30 protein-coding genes are annotated in these 20,074 nt (G+C 34.4%); 4 read left to right on the top strand and 26 right to left on the bottom strand.

Annotated features, from left to right (window positions below; translation table 11 throughout):
- Window positions 1-2: 2 nt before the first annotated feature.
- The 5 genes from GIY83_RS01760 to GIY83_RS01740 all read right to left on the bottom strand — a co-directional run bounded on the left by GIY83_RS01760 (window position 3) and on the right by GIY83_RS01740 (window position 4,320).
- Window positions 3-677, bottom strand: coding sequence for an HK97 family phage prohead protease (locus GIY83_RS01760; RefSeq protein WP_208684315.1), 675 nt, complete (start codon window positions 675-677; stop codon window positions 3-5).
- Window positions 677-1,891 carry a phage portal protein gene (locus GIY83_RS01755; protein WP_208684313.1) on the bottom strand — a complete coding sequence of 405 codons (1,215 nt, stop codon included), beginning with the start codon at window positions 1,889-1,891 and terminating at the stop codon, window positions 677-679. Before GIY83_RS01755 ends, GIY83_RS01760 begins: the two co-directional genes overlap by 1 nt.
- Window positions 1,892-1,980: 89 nt before the next feature.
- The gene (locus GIY83_RS01750; protein WP_208684311.1) at window positions 1,981-2,133 is read right to left on the bottom strand and encodes a hypothetical protein; all 153 of its coding nucleotides are present in this window, start codon (window positions 2,131-2,133) and stop codon (window positions 1,981-1,983) included.
- Window positions 2,134-2,316: 183 nt separating this feature from the next.
- Complete coding sequence (locus tag GIY83_RS01745) at window positions 2,317-2,568, bottom strand: hypothetical protein (protein WP_208684308.1); 252 nt, start codon at window positions 2,566-2,568, stop codon at window positions 2,317-2,319.
- Window positions 2,569-2,586: 18 nt separating this feature from the next.
- Window positions 2,587-4,320 carry a terminase large subunit gene (locus GIY83_RS01740; protein ID WP_208684306.1) on the bottom strand — a complete coding sequence of 578 codons (1,734 nt, stop codon included), beginning with the start codon at window positions 4,318-4,320 and terminating at the stop codon, window positions 2,587-2,589.
- A gap of 107 nt (window positions 4,321-4,427) precedes the next feature.
- Between GIY83_RS01740 and GIY83_RS25130 the strand changes: the two genes are divergently transcribed.
- The gene (locus GIY83_RS25130; protein WP_370514230.1) at window positions 4,428-4,646 is read left to right on the top strand and encodes a helix-turn-helix domain-containing protein; all 219 of its coding nucleotides are present in this window, start codon (window positions 4,428-4,430) and stop codon (window positions 4,644-4,646) included.
- On the opposite strand, the gene GIY83_RS01730 is transcribed toward GIY83_RS25130, so the two are convergent.
- From GIY83_RS01730 to GIY83_RS01635, 20 genes are all read right to left on the bottom strand, one after another.
- Window positions 4,639-5,022, bottom strand: a complete 384-nt coding sequence (locus tag GIY83_RS01730) for a hypothetical protein (RefSeq protein WP_208684296.1) — start codon at window positions 5,020-5,022, stop codon at window positions 4,639-4,641. The two genes, GIY83_RS25130 and GIY83_RS01730, sit on opposite strands and share 8 nt — an antisense overlap.
- 23 nt (window positions 5,023-5,045) lie before the next feature.
- On the bottom strand, window positions 5,046-5,291 hold the full coding sequence (locus GIY83_RS01725) for a hypothetical protein (RefSeq protein ID WP_208684294.1): 246 nt from the start codon (window positions 5,289-5,291) through the stop codon (window positions 5,046-5,048).
- Between the two features lie 9 nt (window positions 5,292-5,300).
- Window positions 5,301-5,582 (bottom strand): hypothetical protein, encoded by a 282-nt coding sequence (locus GIY83_RS01720; protein ID WP_208684292.1) that lies wholly within the window; start codon window positions 5,580-5,582, stop codon window positions 5,301-5,303.
- A 21-nt stretch (window positions 5,583-5,603) separates the two neighbouring features.
- The gene (locus GIY83_RS01715) at window positions 5,604-5,768 is read right to left on the bottom strand and encodes a hypothetical protein (protein ID WP_208684290.1); all 165 of its coding nucleotides are present in this window, start codon (window positions 5,766-5,768) and stop codon (window positions 5,604-5,606) included.
- Between the two features lie 16 nt (window positions 5,769-5,784).
- Window positions 5,785-6,000, bottom strand: a complete 216-nt coding sequence (locus GIY83_RS01710) for a hypothetical protein (protein WP_208684288.1) — start codon at window positions 5,998-6,000, stop codon at window positions 5,785-5,787.
- 40 nt (window positions 6,001-6,040) lie between these two features.
- Window positions 6,041-6,502, bottom strand: coding sequence for a P27 family phage terminase small subunit (locus GIY83_RS01705; protein ID WP_194615709.1), 462 nt, complete (start codon window positions 6,500-6,502; stop codon window positions 6,041-6,043).
- 110 nt (window positions 6,503-6,612) lie between these two features.
- Window positions 6,613-6,948, bottom strand: a complete 336-nt coding sequence (locus GIY83_RS01700) for a hypothetical protein (protein ID WP_208684286.1) — start codon at window positions 6,946-6,948, stop codon at window positions 6,613-6,615.
- Window positions 6,949-6,950: 2 nt separating this feature from the next.
- Window positions 6,951-8,468, bottom strand: coding sequence for a replicative DNA helicase (dnaB, locus tag GIY83_RS01695; RefSeq protein WP_208684283.1), 1,518 nt, complete (start codon window positions 8,466-8,468; stop codon window positions 6,951-6,953).
- Window positions 8,465-9,166, bottom strand: a complete 702-nt coding sequence (locus tag GIY83_RS01690; RefSeq protein WP_208684282.1) for a helix-turn-helix domain-containing protein — start codon at window positions 9,164-9,166, stop codon at window positions 8,465-8,467. The genes dnaB and GIY83_RS01690 overlap by 4 nt, the downstream gene beginning before the upstream one ends.
- A 32-nt stretch (window positions 9,167-9,198) precedes the next feature.
- Window positions 9,199-10,560 carry a PcfJ domain-containing protein gene (locus tag GIY83_RS01685; RefSeq protein WP_208684280.1) on the bottom strand — a complete coding sequence of 454 codons (1,362 nt, stop codon included), beginning with the start codon at window positions 10,558-10,560 and terminating at the stop codon, window positions 9,199-9,201.
- Window positions 10,557-11,075 (bottom strand): Cas9 inhibitor AcrIIA9 family protein, encoded by a 519-nt coding sequence (locus GIY83_RS01680; RefSeq protein WP_208684278.1) that lies wholly within the window; start codon window positions 11,073-11,075, stop codon window positions 10,557-10,559. Before GIY83_RS01680 ends, GIY83_RS01685 begins: the two co-directional genes overlap by 4 nt.
- A complete protein-coding gene (locus GIY83_RS01675; RefSeq protein ID WP_208684276.1) occupies window positions 11,072-11,368 on the bottom strand; it encodes a hypothetical protein in 297 nt (98 codons plus the stop codon). Before GIY83_RS01675 ends, GIY83_RS01680 begins: the two co-directional genes overlap by 4 nt.
- A gap of 5 nt (window positions 11,369-11,373) precedes the next feature.
- Window positions 11,374-11,691: a hypothetical protein gene (locus GIY83_RS01670; RefSeq protein WP_208684275.1), complete on the bottom strand. Its 318-nt coding sequence runs from the start codon at window positions 11,689-11,691 to the stop codon at window positions 11,374-11,376.
- 18 nt (window positions 11,692-11,709) lie between these two features.
- On the bottom strand, window positions 11,710-12,006 hold the full coding sequence (locus tag GIY83_RS01665; protein WP_208684273.1) for a hypothetical protein: 297 nt from the start codon (window positions 12,004-12,006) through the stop codon (window positions 11,710-11,712).
- Window positions 11,993-12,955: an RNA-directed DNA polymerase gene (locus GIY83_RS01660; protein ID WP_208684271.1), complete on the bottom strand. Its 963-nt coding sequence runs from the start codon at window positions 12,953-12,955 to the stop codon at window positions 11,993-11,995. The genes GIY83_RS01665 and GIY83_RS01660 overlap by 14 nt, the downstream gene beginning before the upstream one ends.
- Window positions 12,956-13,165: 210 nt before the next feature.
- Complete coding sequence (locus tag GIY83_RS01655; protein WP_208684269.1) at window positions 13,166-13,543, bottom strand: hypothetical protein; 378 nt, start codon at window positions 13,541-13,543, stop codon at window positions 13,166-13,168.
- Window positions 13,544-13,555: 12 nt separating this feature from the next.
- Window positions 13,556-14,038 (bottom strand): hypothetical protein, encoded by a 483-nt coding sequence (locus GIY83_RS01650; protein WP_208684267.1) that lies wholly within the window; start codon window positions 14,036-14,038, stop codon window positions 13,556-13,558.
- Window positions 14,016-14,525: a hypothetical protein gene (locus GIY83_RS01645; protein WP_208684265.1), complete on the bottom strand. Its 510-nt coding sequence runs from the start codon at window positions 14,523-14,525 to the stop codon at window positions 14,016-14,018. Before GIY83_RS01645 ends, GIY83_RS01650 begins: the two co-directional genes overlap by 23 nt.
- Before the next feature lie 466 nt (window positions 14,526-14,991).
- Window positions 14,992-15,213, bottom strand: a complete 222-nt coding sequence (locus tag GIY83_RS01640) for a hypothetical protein (protein ID WP_208684263.1) — start codon at window positions 15,211-15,213, stop codon at window positions 14,992-14,994.
- 2 nt (window positions 15,214-15,215) lie between these two features.
- Window positions 15,216-15,473: a hypothetical protein gene (locus GIY83_RS01635; RefSeq protein ID WP_208684261.1), complete on the bottom strand. Its 258-nt coding sequence runs from the start codon at window positions 15,471-15,473 to the stop codon at window positions 15,216-15,218.
- Window positions 15,474-15,627: 154 nt separating this feature from the next.
- On the opposite strand from GIY83_RS01635, the gene GIY83_RS01630 reads away from it, so the two are divergent.
- From GIY83_RS01630 to GIY83_RS01620, 3 genes are all read left to right on the top strand, one after another.
- Window positions 15,628-16,035, top strand: coding sequence for a helix-turn-helix transcriptional regulator (locus GIY83_RS01630; RefSeq protein WP_208684259.1), 408 nt, complete (start codon window positions 15,628-15,630; stop codon window positions 16,033-16,035).
- A 42-nt stretch (window positions 16,036-16,077) separates the two neighbouring features.
- Window positions 16,078-16,455 carry a hypothetical protein gene (locus tag GIY83_RS01625; RefSeq protein WP_208684257.1) on the top strand — a complete coding sequence of 126 codons (378 nt, stop codon included), beginning with the start codon at window positions 16,078-16,080 and terminating at the stop codon, window positions 16,453-16,455.
- Between the two features lie 273 nt (window positions 16,456-16,728).
- Complete coding sequence (locus GIY83_RS01620) at window positions 16,729-18,174, top strand: NAD(P)/FAD-dependent oxidoreductase (protein ID WP_208684255.1); 1,446 nt, start codon at window positions 16,729-16,731, stop codon at window positions 18,172-18,174.
- A 69-nt stretch (window positions 18,175-18,243) separates the two neighbouring features.
- On the opposite strand, the gene GIY83_RS01615 is transcribed toward GIY83_RS01620, so the two are convergent.
- The gene (locus GIY83_RS01615) at window positions 18,244-20,046 is read right to left on the bottom strand and encodes a glycoside hydrolase family 2 protein (RefSeq protein WP_208684253.1); all 1,803 of its coding nucleotides are present in this window, start codon (window positions 20,044-20,046) and stop codon (window positions 18,244-18,246) included.
- Window positions 20,047-20,074: the final 28 nt, after the last annotated feature.

The raw sequence follows: 20,074 nt of genomic DNA, 5'->3' as shown, positions 1-20,074 counted from the left end.
TTTTAAAAAGAGTTTTTATTAATAGTAATTTGAGCATCAAGAACAGATAGCCCTTTATTTTTACCCTGACTTCTTTCGTCAGGTATATTATTTTTTTCTCTGTATGCCGTTGCACATCTTTGAGCAACTTCAGTATCCTGATAAGCCGGAAACGTAACCGGAGCAACGTCATAAAGCTTACTGAATTTTACAATTTGTCTTTTATCCAAAACCCCTTTTGATTCATCACCATAAATCCAAATTTCTTCTGAAACTGCAAAAGCAAAAGAAGATTCTGAAACATCACCTTCACCAATTGCATCAGCAAGATCTATTGCGTAACCTCTGTTTGGTGTTTTGTAAGCGTATTTCAATCCAACAGTATCAGCAGTCAAAGTCAAAGTTCCTTTTCCTCCTTTTGATCTTCCTAACACATAATTAGGATCATGATTAAAAAGACATCTTACATCATCATTTAAAACATCATCAAAAGCACCTGGTAAAATTTCTTCTTCAAATTGCCAATAACGACCTATTACGGTTACAGAATTAAATTTCGCTGCATAACCTTCAATTTCAGGTAACGTATCTTTACCCGCTTCTTTGTCGGCTTCCGTATTAGCTACTTTTCTAACTTCTGAAGAAAAGAAACGGCGTTCAGCACCTTCAATATTTTTTATATAGTCTACACCTTCCATTATTTTGGAGTTTTTAAGTTCATAGCTAATTGAGATTCTGTAAATGTGTTAACCGGAGTTAAATATTCATCAAGCAAATCAGGACCGTTATTCATATCTTCCAATTTTCGCACTTCATTACGATTCATTGCACCAATGTTTACCATTTTAGAATAGAATTCACCACGGCTTTTAACATCAGCACGAAGCAATACATTCAGATTTCCTTTTATGTATGTGTTTTCTTTTTCCTTAGTTGACAATAATTTTTTAGTAAATTCCTGCTCAATATTTGTTATTATTGGCTGAATCGTATCGCTTACATGATCTAAAGATTGCTGCTCGATATTGTTGTTTGTAGATTGCGCCAAAGACTTAATTTTATGAGGCGCAATATTGAACCAACGTGCAATATCTTCGACACTAAATTTTTGCTGTTCAATAATTTGCAATTCCTGAGGCGTAATTGTAATAGCCTTAAATTTGAAACCATCATCTAAAACAGCAACACGATCAGCAGATTTTTCAGCCATTGCATTTCGCCAGCCTTGTATAATTCCTGCTTTTTCTTTTACAATCTTATCCGTTTCAATTACACCTTGTCTAACTCCTTTGTTGTCAAGATTTACAGCCAAAAATTCCTGAGATTTTAAAGCCGAATCCAACTGCATTGCAGCAAAAGTGATTGTAGAAATACCAACAATTCCATTTAAAGAGAATTGTTTAAAATGAAGCACCTCAAAAGACATTAAAGGATTTTTCATGCCTTTTATGTAATAATATACTTCACCTTTTATAAGTTTAACATCAATGACATCATCCCAGGCGATGTACTCTAGTGATTCAACATAACCTCTGTTATCATTATGTTTTTTAAACAAGCAATTACCCCTTAAAGGCAAAGACATACCTATCAATTTTTTAAATATAAAAGGCGTCATTAAGTAATTTGGTTCTAAAGAAATAAGCCAGTCAGCAGGATGCGAGCGAAGGCGTTCCTTACTGCCATCTACATCCTGAAAAACTCCGAAAGGGATTTTTGCCAGATCATTAGAAATTTGATCGACAGCATTATATACAGCAGAAATTTTTAGAGCATTTCTGACCTTCATTTTTGAAGGTGTATGTACGTTGGCAAATGAAGCAAAAGAACCAAATCCCTCAAAAATTGAAGAAGCCGCTCTTTGCTCACTCGGAACAAACATATTAGAAAAGGCACTATCTAAAATTGACATAGTATAAATTTTACCATGTAAAAGTAGATAGCGCCTTTAGCGTTAATTGTTATCTAAGGTAACAATCGTATTTTTACTAAAATTTTTAATTAGAATTTAAAAAACCACTCTTTATTTATTTTTTCAAACGTATAACTATTTTTTTCTACCGCAACAGTTACAACATTCGCACTGTATGTCTTCGCATCCGGCAACCTTTGCAAAGCTGATTTTAAATTTTTTACTTTTAATTTATCTGACATCGTTATTATTTTTAACGGTTATTACTTTCAAAACATTATACCCTACTAATAATTCGATTACAATTATTAGAAAAACTAAAAACACTCTTACTTTATTGACCGCAATAAATTGAATATCAAAAAGCATAGAAGTAGCAAAGGCTATTATAAATGTGATAAGGATTGTTAGTATTTTTTTCATTTTTATTTTTTATTATATTTTGTTAATTGAACACGGAAAGATGCGTAGTCACTATATTTGTATTCTCCAAAAAATTCAAAATACTGATCATTAAGGAAGTCAAAACAATCCTTATTAGAACCAAATTCAGAAAGTTTACTGAAGTAGTAAACAAAAAATTTAGGTGTTGTTGATATTTTTTGCATCAGCTCAATTCGAACTCTTAATTTTTCATTCTCAATTCGCAAAATATTTGCTTCGGCTGCTGTCATCATGTTTATCGGGTTTAATAGTTAACATTCGAATGTATTGCTGGGATCGTTATAATAACTTTCATTGGTTTCTTCAGGTTCTGACATTGAACCGCCAATTGCGTTGATCGCCGCAATTATCCCATCAACACGCCTACCATTTGCCCCGGAACGACCTTTATGTACTTTCATATTATCATTAGCATCGTAGTAGATTACACACGATGCAAGCATCCAGGCTAAAACCGGATTTCCATCATGCTTTAGTTTTCCTGATAATACTAATTTTTCAAATTCTTTAGTTGGCGCAGATATTGTACCAATAGCTTGCGAGAACTCAGATACATTAAAACCTTCAGCATCCAAATCCTGAGTTAATTTTGTAGCATTGTAAGGATCAAATTCTAAGCGATTTACTTTGTGATCCTGATACGTATTTCTAATTACGTCCTGAATCACATTATAATCGATGACGTTTCCGGGCGTTGCAGTAATATAGCCATTGTCTGCCCAATCTTGATACGGTACACGATCCTCTTTTGATCTTTTAATAATGGTATCTTTAGGACAAAAGAACCAGCACTTTAAATAACGATCTTGATTTTCATCAGGCTCAGAAATCAACACATAAGCACTTAAATCGATTGTTTTTGAAAGATCCAAACCACCAAAAGAACCAAATGTTTGAAACTTTTCCATCGGAATCGTATCAACTTTATTTTTCATCCAATCCTCATTGAAAATCCAATCCAACAATTGATCAACCCACATATTTAGGTTTTTTGTTTTGAAATTTCGGATTTTTGAAGGCTGGTTTAACGCCTTTACAAATTCTTTCCTGATAGCATCAATCACTAAACCATAACCTAACAAAGGATTTGCTTTAGCCCACAATTCTTCATTTTCCCAGGATTCTTCCGTTTTTAAATCTTCCTGATCGATATCATGAATCATAATCCAAAGCGAATCATCAACTTTTCGACCTTCTAAAACTTCAATAACCGAATCCTCGTAACGCTTACATGCAGATTGAACATTTGCACCAGCTGTTGTAATATGATAAATTAAAGCCTGTGTACGCTGAACGGTTGATGACTCAAGATTTTCTTTTACAGTATCATCTTTGTGAGCATGATATTCATCTATAATTCCAAAATGGCAATTGATTCCATCCTGAGTTTTTGAATCACCACCCAGCGCACGCATTTTAGCATTGGTTTTTCTAAACCCGATGATTCTTTGCATCGCATAAAAACCTATTTTACGCAATGCCGGATTTGCAACAGGACTTTCGATATACATACGAGCCTGTTCCCAACATAAACGAGCCTGTTCTTCTTTAGTTGCTCCAACATAAATCTCAGCCTCCATTTCTAAATCAAAACTCATTCCATATAAAGCCAATCCCGCCATCTCGGCTGTTTTACCGTTTTTCTTCGCTCGTTTATCATAAACGGTGTTTATACGTCGATATCCATTTTTAGAATTGATCCAACCAAAAACATTATACATTGTGAACTGCTGGAACGGAGCTAAAACAAACGGTTTTCCTGCCAGTTTTCCTTTTGTGTGATTAAGGAAAGTTGGAAAGAAATTAATAATTCTCATTCCTTTGTTATGGTCTATATAAAAACCATCCTGATCAGCAGTTTCAATCCATTTATAAAAACGCTCAACAGCCTGCTTTATCCTTTTTCCGGTTACGATCTTTCCGGTACGCACATCGTTTGCGTATTGAAAAGGAATCGAAGCTTGCATTTGAGGTGTGATATTCATTTTTAGATCAAGTTATTTATTTAATTATTACCAAATATCTGCAAAAAGCGCTCAAATGACACTTTAAAGTGTCGGTTTATCTTAAAAGATAAGCGCAATTTTATCTCGTGATAGAAAGCGAAAAAATATTTATTAAGTCCGTTGGTGAAAAATTGCGAGAGATACGATTGTCTAAAAACTTATCTCAGGAAAATCTTTCTTTAGAATCTGACGTTCCAAGAAATGTAATCGGCCGCATTGAACGCGGTGAGGTAAAAACCTCGATTGTTACACTTTTTAGAATTTGTAATGCTCTTAATATTGATATTAAGGAGTTATTTAATTGACTCCATTATTTGACCAAGATGTTTTTGAAAGATAACCGATGTAACTTTTACAGTTTATTTTATCATTAACATTTTTCCGATACCATAAAGTTGCATCACATTCTACTTTTACAACTTCCCCACTTGATAATTTTACTAAAATCTGATACACTTCAGGAGTTGTTTGATGCGTTGTAACAAAAGCAGTTCCTTTATTCGTATAAACATAACCAGCCCCTGTTGTAGACGATTCTGATTGATGACGTTTGTCGATTACTATTCCTGAAAAAGTAATTTCATTTGAAAATCCTGTATCTACTGTAAAAAATAATATTATTAAAATTATCAGTAAAAAAATACCTGATATCACTGGCGAATCTTTTAAAAATTCTCTCATAGTTTTTTATTTAAATTGTAAAGTTATTTTGACTGAATTTCAATTTTAAGCCTACTTATTATCAGAAACGTGTATTTGTCTTTTTCACCATCTAATATCTTCTTAAATAGCTTTATTTTAAGCGGTTCATCTTTTAAATAACCTGAAAGCTTGTTTGCCGAAGTCAATTTCGTGTTTTTGACGTGGTTTTCTTTAGGATTCTCTAAAACGCGTATGATGAAATTACGGTTTATAATTGCGTTCGTCGGGTTGTTTGATTTTAGTGCCATGTCTTTTAATTAAAAATCTTCTCGTAAAATCGGATGCCCTTTATCGTAGACTTTTATAAACTGTTCAAGTCCTCGTGGAAATTCTTCAGGATCCATTTTAATTTGCGACTCCGCCTCTGACTTAGGAAAACATCCGTTATCGCTATCTCGTTCATCGATATATTGATCTTCGTCTAATTGTTCAGCATCAATATCTGTAATTGCTTCGTCTTCACGCCAAAGAATTACTTTTTTTTCTAACTCTGATTCCGGCAAGCTGTTGCAGAAATCTTTTAATTGTTTCCAGTTCATAATTTTAGTTTTAATATTATTTTAAATTTTACTTGATAAATATTCATTGATTATCGTATTTACAATTCCTTGCTTTAAATTGAATTTTTCAGCAATCGCCGGAATACTATTTAACTTGCTAAATCGCCAATCTTTAATTATTTTTTCTTTGATCTCATTTGAAACCGTTACATGTGTGGTTTTCATTTTGGACAAATTTTAATTATGCCACTCGTTTTAAAACTTGCAAAGGTTTATCCAAGCTTAGTGCTAATATTTTTCTGTCTCGAGCTTTGGCTGCATCGCGTTCATTATCATAATAACCGCAATCATACTTTACACCCTTTTCGCTTACACTTGATTTCCAACTTTGAGTTTCACGATTCCAGCCAACACCCGTATAAATTGAAACTCGGCTATTTGTAGATTTTCTTTTCATGACTTTTTATAATAGAGGTTAATTTTTAAGACTTGGTTGGTTATCCGTGATTTGCATTTAAAAAATCTCCAAACAAATCTCCTTGTCCTGTTTCCACTTGTTTTTGCTCGATAAGCTTGCTTCTGTCTTTGAAACTGAAACCAAAGTGTTTTGATAAATCATCAATTTCCTTAATCATCTTTTCACGCACCGTAACGTAACCTGAAACATTTGTTGCACCACCTTTGAAAGTTTGAATTAAACCGCCATCAAAACCACGCTTTCTAATTTCCTGCTCAGCCTGAATGTAGTAATCAACACAAGTGGCCAAACGATGTAAATGAATCAGATCCGGCTTGGTTAATTTTCCCGAATCAACCAATTGCTGACCAAAATATTTATACCAGTAAACCTGATCTTTAGAAAGTTCAAATCTTGAATTTGGCGCAGGAAGCGTTTTCAAAATCTCATAAAGATTTTTATTTACGTCAGCAACTTCACCATCACCTTTTATAATTTTCATATTATACATATCATTAACTATTAACACATTAGACCCCCCTACCTAAAACAACACTCCGAGTAAAATTCAAGCTAAACAGCGATGTACGCAGTGTGCGAGCTCGCGAGATTTTACCCCATACCCCTCTGTGATCGATGCGATTCACTTCCGGATTTCTTATTATGGCATTCATGACTCATACTTTGAAGCTCATTCCAATCGTACGGATCAATGCCATTATCGAGCAGATAACCTAAACCTCTCACGTGATCACATACTTCAGCTTTCTTTACAATATCTTCACGCTTACAATCTTCACACTCACAAATAGGATTCGCTTCACGATATGCCTTAGATGTATTGCGCCACTTACGAGCGTTATAAAAGCTTTGATAACTAACTTTACGATCGAATGCAACTCTAGGCTTCACCCAACTTCTTACTACTTTCTTTGGTTTGTTTGCCATGATTAGAAATCTATTCCGTTATTATCTTTGTTATCACTCACATCATCTATCGAATAGAAAGCTTCGCTAGGTGTTGGAGTAGGCAAAGCTTTAGGCTCGTTATATTCCTCAAGTTCTTCACGCATATCATCAGGACATTCTACATCAACAAACTTTGTCTTATCACCAATCCATTTCAACAATGCAGTATTAGGAGAACCACCACGATACTTTGCGAAGATCACTTCACTATTTGCACCCGCTGCAATCAAAGGATGCATATCATCTGTGTAATCTTCCTCACTCATTTCAATCTTATAATATTCCGGACGATAAAGAAACTGCACAATATCCGCATCTTGCTCAATTGCTCCACTCTCACGTAAGTCAGACAACATTGGACGTTTACTTGAACCACGAGTTTCAACCGCTCTAGATAATTGAGACAAAGCAATCACTGGAAGATCTAATTGTTTTGCTAAAGCTTTCAACTTTCTTGATATAGAAGATATTTCCGCTTCACGGTTTCCTTTTACTGTTCGGTCAGTCATCAACTGCAAATAATCAATAATCACCAGCTTTATCTTAAAGCGCCTAACCTGTAATTTAACTTTGATAATCACATCAGATATATCGGTTTTACCACTATCATCAATATACATCGGATATTCTTTCATACGTTCCTGATGCTGTGTGTAAGTTGCGAAGTATTCATTTTTTTCAAAACCTGTTTTTAATAATTGTTTCAAATGAAAGTTAGTATCTATTGCAACTGAACGCGCCGTTAATTGCTGCATACTCATTTCTAATGAAATAATACATACAGGATTTCCAATCTTACAATTTTCAATAGCACACTTCAAAACATAAGCAGTTTTACCCATTCCAGGACGTGCTGCCACAATTATCAATTCCTGATTACGATATCCACCCGTGTATTTATTCAACCTTCTAAAGCCGGTATGAACACCAACCAGTTTTACTTCTTCTTTGTTCGCAGTAAGCAATTCAATTTCTTTCTTCAGATTCTGTAACGCAGCCGGAAAAGACATTGTATCACGCCCAGTACTCACAAAGTCCTGAACTTTATCAAACTCATCCTGCCAACGAGACATTAAGTCAAAAATATCGGTCGTTTCATCATAAGCTAATCCAATGATAAGACTTGAAAAAACGATAGTCTGACGTGCCATAAACTTTTGCAATATCAATCTACAGTGGTAATCTATATGTGCTGCAGAAGCTATTCGTTGTGTTAATTCTATCAAATAAAAATCACCACCAGCCAACTCTATTAGACCTAATTTTCTTAACTCTGAACTTACAGTCAACATATCCACAGGACTACCGGCATTGTATAAACTTTGTATTGCAGTAAAAATATACTTATGCTGATCTTTATAAAATATATCTGGTTTTGATATTATCGAAAGCGCTTCATCAACACCTCTTGAATCTATTAGCATTGCACCCAAAACCGCAGTTTCAATCTCAACACATTGCGGAAGTAATTTGCCTTTTTGTAAATCAATATCTTTCATATACCTCCTATTTTTTCTTTTTTCTGATTCGGGTTTAATTCAATTACAGGCTTTTCAAATTTATCCTGGTTAAAAACCCAGTTGATTGCAAACTTTCGAAAACGGCCTTCAATCACATCACCATCGTATTCTAATTTTTCCTGCAAAACAGTCGCTTCGAAAAGCTGCTCGAATTTTACGAAGTCATGAATTTGTTTTTTAAACTGCATCATCATTACTTCAAATCTTGAAGGATAATTATTTTCAAAAAAAGCGAGCGAAGTTTCTTCTCTCTTTTCTTTATTACTATTATCTTTCTTGCTTATATCTTTCTTACTATTATTTACCGATTTTCCAATAATTGGATTTTCCAACATTGGAATTTCCAATACTTGGGTTTCCAATGCTTGGAAATCGGTCATTGGTTTTTCGTTGTTAGTATCAAAATAAAGGTGATAATCAACAATAAAACCATTACCAGTTTGCTGCTTTTTTCTTACCAAATAACCTAATATTTCTAACTCTTTTAAACCTTCAGAAATACTCGATTTTGCCTCTTTACACTGAAAAGCAATTTTATCTACAGAGAAATTCCAGCCTTCAGGCTTAGACTGCATAAAGGCAAACAAACCCTTTGCTTTTAACGATATTGTATTATCGTTTAACAACGTATTCGGAACCATTCCATAAGGAACGTTTTGCTTTGTTAGTTTTGCCATTAATTAAATTTTTATCTTTTAATTCGAATGATTTACGCAGCTTCTACTTGAAGTTTATTCACACTTAGATCCAAACCCTTCAATTTCTTCTGTTTTTCAACCAGACGTGATATTTTGCCCATATTTTGCCTTACTATTGCAATGATCTCATCATGATATTGCGTTATCCCATTACCTTTTCCCCGGCATTGTATAATCGAGTAACTAGCCAATGATATCTCTATAGTCTCAATCCTTTTACCATCCACCCGTGCAGACATTAAGAGTATACCAGGCTTTTTATGATATGCATTTGCGTGCACACAATGTTTTAATATTTTACCTTCTTCCATGACATCATCATCTTCAATTAACGGCACTATTAAAACATCACCTTTCTTCATAACAAAACCCTTAAATACCTCTTTTTTAATGTTTTTTAACGCTTCTTCAGCTTCAGCCTTAAGTCTTTCACTTTCTTGCCTCTTAAGCTCTCTTTCGATACGTGCTTTTTCAGTTTGTTTTTGTTTCTTAACAACATATTCGTTGTGAGATTTTTTAAGATTTTTAGGTAGAATAAATTTTGGATTCGATATATCTTTTCCAAATTCCTTTAGCAATTGAAGATAATCATACCAAATACCGGCATCATTCAGTTTATACTTATGACGAAGTAAGATTTTAATTTGAGACCAATAAGAACGATATCTTTCATCTTTGTGAACAGCATAAAACAAAAGTTCTTTTTGCTTTGCTTTCAACAGAGTTTCAATCATAGGACTTCCTTCAAGTTTCTTTAATAGATATCTGTAATCACAATTATGAAAATCATTACCTAAACCATACTTTTTAAATCTAGGTAGAAACTCCGCTCCAGGACAATTAAAATCTGATGCAAACCGATCATATTCAGTTTGGCCATATTTGCGATTATTATATCTAACCTCATAACCTGAAGAACTAAATCCATCCCCAGTCCATGTTGTATTTAAGCCAATAAACACTTCTTTATTCTTATCATAGTCCTTCCACTCTTCGAATAAATTCCGAAACCAATAGCTTGGCTTTTTATTTTTATACATACTTTTCCAACAGGAAAAATATCTTACAACCTGAAACCTATTCACAACCTGAACAACCGAGTATGTTATAACTCTAGTAAAACACCCATTATTAATTGCTATTTTCTTCAATTTCTTATCGCAATGAGGACATTTCACACCAATCGTTTCTTCTTTCCAAAGTGCCATTTCAGGTTTCCATTGATGATTACATTCTAAACAAATAAGATTCTTATAATGAGTAGTGTAATAAAAATCATGTTTCGAAATAACAAACGGCTCTTGATCCACTGGATCATAAAGTCTTTTATGAAGATTCCAAACTTCTACTTGTAATTTAGTTTTAGGTATCATAATCCACTAAATAAATCCGTTTCATCTTTCACAACAAGACCTTCTTTTCTTTTTGCTTTTTTAGTGACTAGTTTCTCTTTTTGATCAGAAACAACTTTTTCAAAAGCAACTTGTTTCGCCTCACGCTTTTCTTCTTCAGATAGCTTTACCTTGCCTGCTAGATTTTTTTTAGCTTGTAGCTTCGCTTCTTCTATTGCCCGCTCCATACCCTGTTCAACAGCCTTTGCTTTATCTTCTTCCGAAAGTTCCACTGAATGATTCACAATCACTTTTCCACTTACAGATTTGATGTTTTTTATATCATCTTCATCGTAATAATGAACAGCCCAACCAAATACTTCATTGTCAGAATAACCACCACAACCACCACTTTGAGCGCACTTCATAATGTAATTACAACATTCATCCAAACTTTTATTTTCCTTCTTATAAGTAACCGCAAACAATTCATCTTCTGCAGCTCGTTTCTCAAGATAATTTTGAATTGCTTCCTTAAATTCTTTTGATGTCTTCATTTTTCGCTTATTAGTTGATAAACATTTTTAATTTTAATTTCAAAACCCGGAACAACTTTCAACATGTATTCAATTTCTTTTATAACCGTTGGGATATATAACCACGAGATTTGATAATTAGCCCCCAAAACACGAGTATCATAATCTTTAGTTTTAAACAAAATAAAAACAGTCACTTTCTTTACAAACGAATCACGAAGACTTAAAATTTCAGAGCGATTACATCCAAATTCTGAACTTATAGCTAACTCTAATTTATTCGCATATTCTGCATCAAAAGCGATTGTTTTCATATGTTCTAACCGTTTACTAGTTTTTGAAACGACTTACCTGTATTTGATAAATCCAAGCCTTTAAAAAAGGGAACTGTATTAACACACCATTCAGTCTTACATGTGTAATGCATTTTATCTTTCAATTTTGACGGTCTAACTCCAATAATTTCAATAATCTTATAAGAAGACACACTTGTATCTCCTGGATTCGATATTATTATATCATCGACTGAAATTTCATGCTCCGCATAAAATGATACCTCGTTATTAGTATTCCTTTTTTTTGGGTTCAACTCCCAAATAAGCAACCAGACAGCCTGATTATTTTGATATATTTTCATAATTATTATTTTAATTAATTACACAAATTCCAAATGACCATCCATTTCTACAATCTTTGCTTTAAAAGGAAAACAATCTTTTGGCACTTTTTCTATTGTTTGAATTAGGTACTTACCACCAGTAAATACAACCCTATCTTCGTCCTTATATTCAATCTGCATATCAAGCCGATCACCACGACCTTCAAATTTTGAGGGCACAACTTTGAAATCTTTAATAACAATCTCTTTGTCTAAAAGTTTTTTCGTTTCAATTTTATCGCCTACAAAATTTTCAATAACCGGCTGTATATTGAAATCTTTAAAATTTTTCATTAGGTATTAATTTTTTAATTAGGTGTTTAGAATTACAATGTTTTGCCCAGCCCCAATAAGCCGCCAAAACACTTCTATCTTTCTTTTTTGATACTGCTTTAGCAAATCTTTTTTTAATTGATTTTCGAAGCAACACATACTCATGATAAAACCTATAACCTAAAAAATCTATCCCTCTAACACTAACAGGAAACACCTGATAATTACCCTTTACAGTCAGCTTTAAATTATCGCTCAAATACAATTTAATCTCACTCAAAAGAGAATGCAGATAAACTTTGCTTTCAGACAGAATCACGATATCATCTGCGTACCTGAAATAATACTTTACCTTTTTATTCTCTTTAATCCAGTGATCAAAACCAGTCAAAAAATAATTAGCGAAATACTGACTCAAATAATTACCAATTGGTAATCCTTCAGCACTATCAATGATTTCATCTAACAACCAAAGCAAATCCTTATCTTTTATTTTTCTTCTAAGAAGCATTTTCAAAATATCATGATCTACATTTGGATAAAACTTTTTAATATCCAATTTCAAACAGTACTTCGTACCTGGTACATCTTTTAAAGTCAGCTTCAATTTATTGGATGCTGCATGAATACCTTTTCCCTTAATACAACTATAGCTATCAGCAGTAAAAACAGATACAAACACTTTTTCAAGGTGTATCATTATAGCATGATGCATTATTCTATCCGGGAAATACGGCAACTTAAAAACATCCCTTTCCTTTGGTTCGTAAACTTTAAAAATTTGGTATTCAGAAGTTTTGTATTCCTTTTTAACCAGCCACTCATGAAGCTTCAAAATATTAGCTTCTTTGTCCTGATTATGAAGCACAACACCGTATTGACTCTGTTTACCTTTTTGAGCAACTTCATCAGCCTTTCTAAGATTCTCTAAGCTTATTATCTTATCGTATAAATTACTTACTCTTTTCATGCCTTGCTTAAATAGGTCGTTTTCCCGCGAAGTACCAACGACCTTTTAATTATGTGTTTTTTTGCCATGTCGGCAAGGTTTGCAATGATTTAATATCTTTTGCTCGGCGCGAGCTGACATTCGAATTCGTATTCCAGTTATCGTAGTTGTTGTACGAAAACCTGACACCTGAAGGAGAACTGTCAGCAACTCACTGCACAACCTATTTTATTACTTTACTTCTCTATCGTAAACCATAAATTCTTTATACAAATCTTGGTACTCATTGAAAATCATTTTTGCCGTTTCTCTTGACTCAGAAACAAGGCGCGAGCCGACACTCGAACCCGTACCCCAGTCATCGTAGAGGTCGCACGAAAACCCGACACCCGAAGGAGAACCCATGTTGGCCACAGGAGAATATTTATTCTGATCGTAATCAGTAAAATCAGGTTTAAAGTTGGGATTATGATAATCCGTTGCAACCATCAATTTCGCAATTGCTTTTACAGCTTCAATATGTCGTTCAGGAATTCCCGTTACGACAATTGCATTTGCATCTAAATTTTCACTTTCGAAAATTTGTTCTATTGTAGCGATTTTGCTCATGATGTTTTGGTATTATGTTGTTCTTGATTGTTGGTACACTGATAAAAATTTCTTGGTCGCATCGAGCAAATTTTCATATGCATCAGGACCAATAAAAACTTGGCGCGAGCCGACACTCGAATACGAATTCCAGCCATCGCAGTAGTCGTACGAAAACCCGACACCCGAAGGAGAACCCATCTTGAAATAAGCAAAGTATTTACGCTCATCATCATTTGTCCAGTCAGCAGATTTACCTTCATTATACGCTGCAACCACTAACAACTCTAAAGCATAACCTATTTCGTGATCAGCAAAGCCACGCCATTTTTTAACGAACTCTTTTTCAGTAGTTCCGTTTAATTCAAAAACATCATGAATCGTTTGAATACGCTCTCTGATATTTTTCACAAAAACATTTTTACCTAAAAGATTTTCAAGCAAAGATTTTTGCTTTGGTGTAGCCTGGTCGTGCGCTTGTATAGCAGCTGATTTATTTATTTGTACCGTTTCCATTTTCAGAAGATTGAATAGTTAATAATGGTTTGTAGATTTCCTGCTCAAACAATTCACCAGCAAACTTTGCTAGTTCAGCAGATTTAAAAGCAAGGCGCGAGCCGACAGTCGAACCCGAAGGCCAGCGACCGTAGCCGTCGTACGAAAACCCGACACCCGAAGGAGAACCCATCTTGAACCAAGCAAAGTATTTATATTCGCTTGAATCACTCCAATCAGGAATCCAGCCTTCATTTAAAGCTTTAGCAACCAGCTTTGCTTTTCTGTACGCAACTTCGTCAGGCTCTAAACCATGATTTGATAAATCGAAATCAGATCTTAGCATATTTAACTCAGAAAGAATATCATCAAAGTTTTTAATTCTCTCAGTGATCACTTTTAGGAAAATCGCTTTTCCCAGTAAATTTTCAAGCATAACCTTTGTCTTTGGTCCGGCTTCCTGATGCGCTATCAACGCATCTTTTTTGTTGATTTGTAATGTTTCCATGTTTTATATTTAGTTAAGGTAATTATCGAATTATTGTGATTTTGGCTTTGATTTTTTGATGTAGATTTTGTAAAAACAAATCGACATTCCAATCACAAACCAACCGAAAACAAATAGGACAGCGAAGCCAAAACAACCTAGAATTAGCCAGCCAAAAGATTTAATTATTTCCATCATTATTTCTTTTTTTAAGTTTTAAAAAATAAGCTCTATCAGCGCGATACTCTTTGTAAGCAACAAACAAGAACCAGCCGGCAATTGCACAAACGATCAATAGAACAATGATTATCAAATCATGGGTAGAATTACTTATACACATTTCCCACATATTTTACAGGTTTCTATCATTTCGAAAAAAGATTCAGGACTACACACACGATTTACTTGCGTACATAAAAGAGTTTCCACAACTACAGGATCAGTTATATCAATCTCATTTATTTCAGCTTTTTCAGAATTTGAAAATCTATCCATTTTTCTTTTTTAAATAATCAGGTTTCTTACCACGCGATCCGGAATCAATCATTTTCGAATATCTTGCATCACGTTGCTTTTTTGTCTCTTTTGGTGATGGACTGGGAACAATCAAGTCCCCAGTTACACCATGGCGATTTAGTATTTCAAATGCCATTGTTAACGTCTCCCGCAAGACATTTAATTCTTGTATTGGAATTGTCACTGTTTCCATAATTATGAAATTTTCAATTTTTCCAAAATCCTAGTTAAATCATCATTCAATTCTTTATTCTTAACACGACAAGCCCAAAAATTATTTAAAAGCGTCATTCCTTTTGGAGTGTGATAAGATTTATCTTCCCCCATAACAAGCTCAACAAAAGCCGATCTATTTTCGAAACCTGCTGCTTTATAGTTATTTAAGATCAAAACAGCATTAGCCAGCAACGTCATTTCTTCATCAACTGGCTCTATTAATATTGCATTTTTCATATATTTGTGTTTGTCTTGTCAAACTTGGCATGTATATTGTAATACATTTCGCGACTGTTTGACAAGACAAATATATATCAAATATTTGATATTTAGATACATAATATCAAATATTTGATATTATGTATCTCTAAATAAATGTAAATATCTAAAAATGAACGGATTAGAAATAAAGGAAAGACGTAAAAATCTAGGGTTAACACAAAAGCAATTAGCAGAATTAATAGGAGTATCAACACAAACCATAAATGGATACGAAAATGGAAAAGAAATCCCAGTCACTAAACATCAAATATTAGATACTGTTTTACAGTCCGTAAATTCAAATATAAGTAATAACAAAAATTCAAATATTATAAATTCCGTATTAGATTCAAGTAGCAATTTATCCGGTTATGATAAAAAAATTAGAGAATTAAATGAAAGGATTTTCGAGCATTACGAAATAATAAAACTTTTGACCCCAAAAACCGAAGAAGCTAAACATCACGAAGAAATAATTCGTCTTTTGAAAATTCAAATAGGAATTATTGAAACCGCAAAAGAAAATCACAATAATTAGTAATAGAAAAATCTTATATTTGAGGTATAAAAATCTTTAGATATGAAAAACATTTTAATATTATTAGTTTTTGCAACATCATTTAGCCAGGCACAAACAGCTGCTTATGATAAAATAAAATCAGCCGGAAGCTTTAAGGAATACATCACCAAACAAGGCATAAATTTAAAAGTAGGAGACACTATCGCAATTGGATATCCTTTAGGAAAAGATTTTACTTTTTTAACTCAAGGAAATCAACCGGTAGCCGCGTTTTTAAGTAATAACAAAATAGTTATTTCAAATTTTAAAGCCATTGGATCAACTACTAGAGGATTCAAGATATACGCTTTATTTAAAGGCTATGGACTACCAGTATACATAGATTACGAAGCAGCACTTGAAACAGGCGAGATAAAAGACCCTTTTAAGAAGGGATAAATTAGAATTAAACTAAAAAAAACACAGTGAACAAAAAAGTGAACAAAAACTAATATTAATACATTTTAATTTGTTTGTAAAGTCAATAAATCCAATGGTTTATAATTCAAAAATTACATGTTTCAGTTTTCGATTCCCGGCGACTCCACAAAAAAACCTGTAAACTCAATGTTTACAGGTTTTTTTTATATTAAAACCCAAGAAATCAACCTAATAAAAAAACAATCATTGCATTAGTATCCAGATCAGGTAAAATAAAGAGGAAAGCAAAAAGTGGAAAATCAAAAAACTAGCTGGACTATTTGTCCGGAATGCCAGGGACGCGGCAAAAAAAGCCGAAGAATCAGCAAGAAAGCACGACTGCTCTACCAGATTGCTCTCGATCAGTTTGAAAAAACAAAAGAAGGAACGGCTCCCGTTTATCCTAAAGGCAATTTATATGTATGCCTGAATTGTAACGGCTCAGGATTGATTCCGGCAGCCAGTGCAGCTGTTGCGGATAAAGAAAATTATCCACATGTTGCTATTATTGGCGGCGGTATTGGTGGTGTAGCTCTCGCTGTAGCCTGCTTGCATCGCGGAATTCCTTTTACTCTTTATGAACGTGACAATAACTTCGAAGCGCGATCTCAAGGCTACGGACTTACTTTGCAGCAAGCCAGTAGAGCCATAGAAGGACTGGGAATTTTCTCTCTAAAAGATGGTGTGGTTTCAACAAGGCATTTGGTGCATACCACAGAAGGAAAAGTTATTGGGGAATGGGGAATTAGAAAATGGCTGCAGTCCGATACTAAAACAGTTAATAAACGTACGAATGTGCATATTGCGCGACAAGCTTTGCGACTTGCATTACTGGAACAACTGGGAGGTCATGATTTTGTACAATGGGGACACCAATTAGTTGATTTTAAACAAAATGAAGATGAAGGTATTGATTTAAAATTTCAGGTAAACGGAGAAATAAAAAGCGTAACAACCGATCTTTTGGTTGGGGCCGATGGTATTCGCAGTTCGGTACGAAGATTACTGATTGGTGAAGACATTACTCCTTTACGTTATCTGGACTGTATTGTGATCCTGGGTATTTGTCCTTTGAAAACTCTTGAGGGAATTAATAGTGATTTACTGGATTCAGCAACAGTATTTCAGACCGCTAACGGAAATGAACGCATTTACATAATGCCGTATACATCAGATTCTGTAATGTGGCAGCTTAGTTTTCCAATGTCCGAAGAAGAAGCCAAAACGCTTAGTGCTCAGGGAACCCATGCACTTAAGCAAGAAGCGTGTCGAAGAACTCAATGGCACGATCCTATTCCTCAGATTATAAAAGCGACTCAGGAAAATCAGGTTTCCGGTTATCCGGTTTATGATCGGGAATTACTGGATTCAGGATTATTATCAAAAGCCGGCCAAGTAACTTTGATTGGAGATGCAGCTCACCCAATGAGCCCGTTTAAAGGACAAGGCGCCAATCAGGCCTTACTCGATGCACTTGCACTCGCTCGCGGCATTTCGAAAGGGTGCAAACCAATGTCTGAATGGCGAAAAGCAGGCATAAGAGAAAATGCCTTAAATGAGTTTGAATCCCAAATGTTAGAAAGAAGTGCCATCAAAGTAAAAGATTCTGCAGACGCTGCACAGTTCCTGCATTCTGAAATTGTACTTCATGAAGGTGATGAGCCTAGAGGAAGATGTATAAAGAAAAAAGAAGTTTAGTCCAGAAAATATTTACTATATATTGAAAAAAAATGCGGTTGCCTGAAAAGACAACCGCAATTTTTTCAGTTATTTATATTCTTTTTCTTTTTGAGCATACCAATCTTTCATTACATAAAAAGCTTTCTTTTTTATTCCCTGATCTGAAATCAAACCTTTACGGTTAAAGAAATCCTGAATGTTGGGTAACTGCCTTCGTGGTGATCTAAAGTCAACTAAAATCCAGGGAGAAACTCCGGCCAGCCCTTCTATACGATTGAACATCTGAGTGTTTTGTACGTACAGTTCTTCCTGGTATTCTTCGTTCCAGCGCTGTGTTTTATCTCCGTGTAAACCTTGCAGCGCTTCACCGCCAAATTCGCTGATGATAACAGGTTTGTTATACGGAATTACCCATTGCATGTCTTTACAGGATTCGTTTGTTCCTCTATACCAGCCTAAATATTGGTTAAAACTCACAATATCTACGTATTCGTTCATATTATCATGAAGCGTATTTACATTGTTCGGACTTTTGGTTACTTCCATTGCCATACTTATTAAACGCGAATTATCTTGTGTACGGGCATATTTAGCGAGTTTACTTAAGAAAATATCTCTATCATCGCCGTGCGGAGTTTCGTTTGCAATAGACCAAATCACGATTCCGCAGCGGTTTTTATCTCTGTAAATCATATCGTGCAGCTGACGTTGGGCATTGACGTAGGTATCGGGATTTGTCCATGAAATCGTCCAGTACACCGGAACTTCAGACCAGATCATTAATCCCATTTTTTCGGCTTCTTTTACCATGTTTTCGTTATGGGGATAATGTGCCAGACGAACATAATTACAGCCTAATTCTTTTGCCCATGTTAATAAAGTAACGGCGTCTTCTCTAGACCACGCTCTTCCGGATCTAAACGGTGCTTCTTCGTGAATACTAATACCACGTAAAAAGACTTTTTTTCCGTTTAATAGAATTTCTTTTCCTTTGGTTTCAATGGTTCTAAAACCAATTTTATCCGCGATACTTTCATCGGCTTTGTCAATGGTTAGGTCGTATAATTTTGGTTTTTCCGGTGTCCATAAAACGGGATTGGTTTTAATCTCAAAATAGGCCATTCCTTTGGCATCCGTTATAATGCTTTTCTTGATTTTTAATTCAGGGATTTTAATCGAAACCGACTGATTTCCAGCTTCACTGTTCAGCTTTACCCAGCCTGAAATCTTGGTTTTGTCTTTTTTATCTAACTGAACCAAATAATCTTCGATATAAGTATTGGGAACCTGAGCCAAAGTAACATCTCTGGTGATTCCGCCGTAATTCCACCAGTCCATATTTACGGTTGGAACATTATCTTTATGACGTTTATTGTCGACTTTTACCACCACAAAATTATTTCCGTCAACAAGCAAATTAGTTACATCAAAATTAAAAGGCGTATAACCACCTACGTGACTTCCTGCTAATTTTCCGTTCACATATACTTTTGCATCGTAATTGACTGCTCCAAAATGAAGAATACCTTTGGTTTGAGAACTCTTTTTATAATTAAAGTCTTTCTGAAACCAAACTGTTCCTTCGTAAAAAAATAATCTTTCGTCTTTTGAATTCCAGTCAGACGGAATATCCATCGTGGCCGAAGTTGCAAAATTATATTCGGTTAAATCTGTGGTGTTGAATTTTTTATTTTCGAAAAATCCGTTGTTTTTAAACGGCATTAATCGATAATCGTAATATCCGTTTTCGAGCGGATCTACAATATAACTCCACTTTCCGTTTAAGTTGATGTTGTTTCGAGCCGAAATATTGGATAGTAACGGAATTTCCTGTGCCATCGTTTTCCCAAAAATCAGAAAAGTAAAAAACAGTATTATTATTTTTCTCATAGCTTAAATCATTTTATTTTTTATTACA

It is taken from the genome of Flavobacterium sp. SLB02 (genome assembly GCF_009664855.1).
Taxonomy (GTDB): domain Bacteria; phylum Bacteroidota; class Bacteroidia; order Flavobacteriales; family Flavobacteriaceae; genus Flavobacterium.
This window is presented reverse-complemented; position numbering and strand designations above follow the sequence as displayed.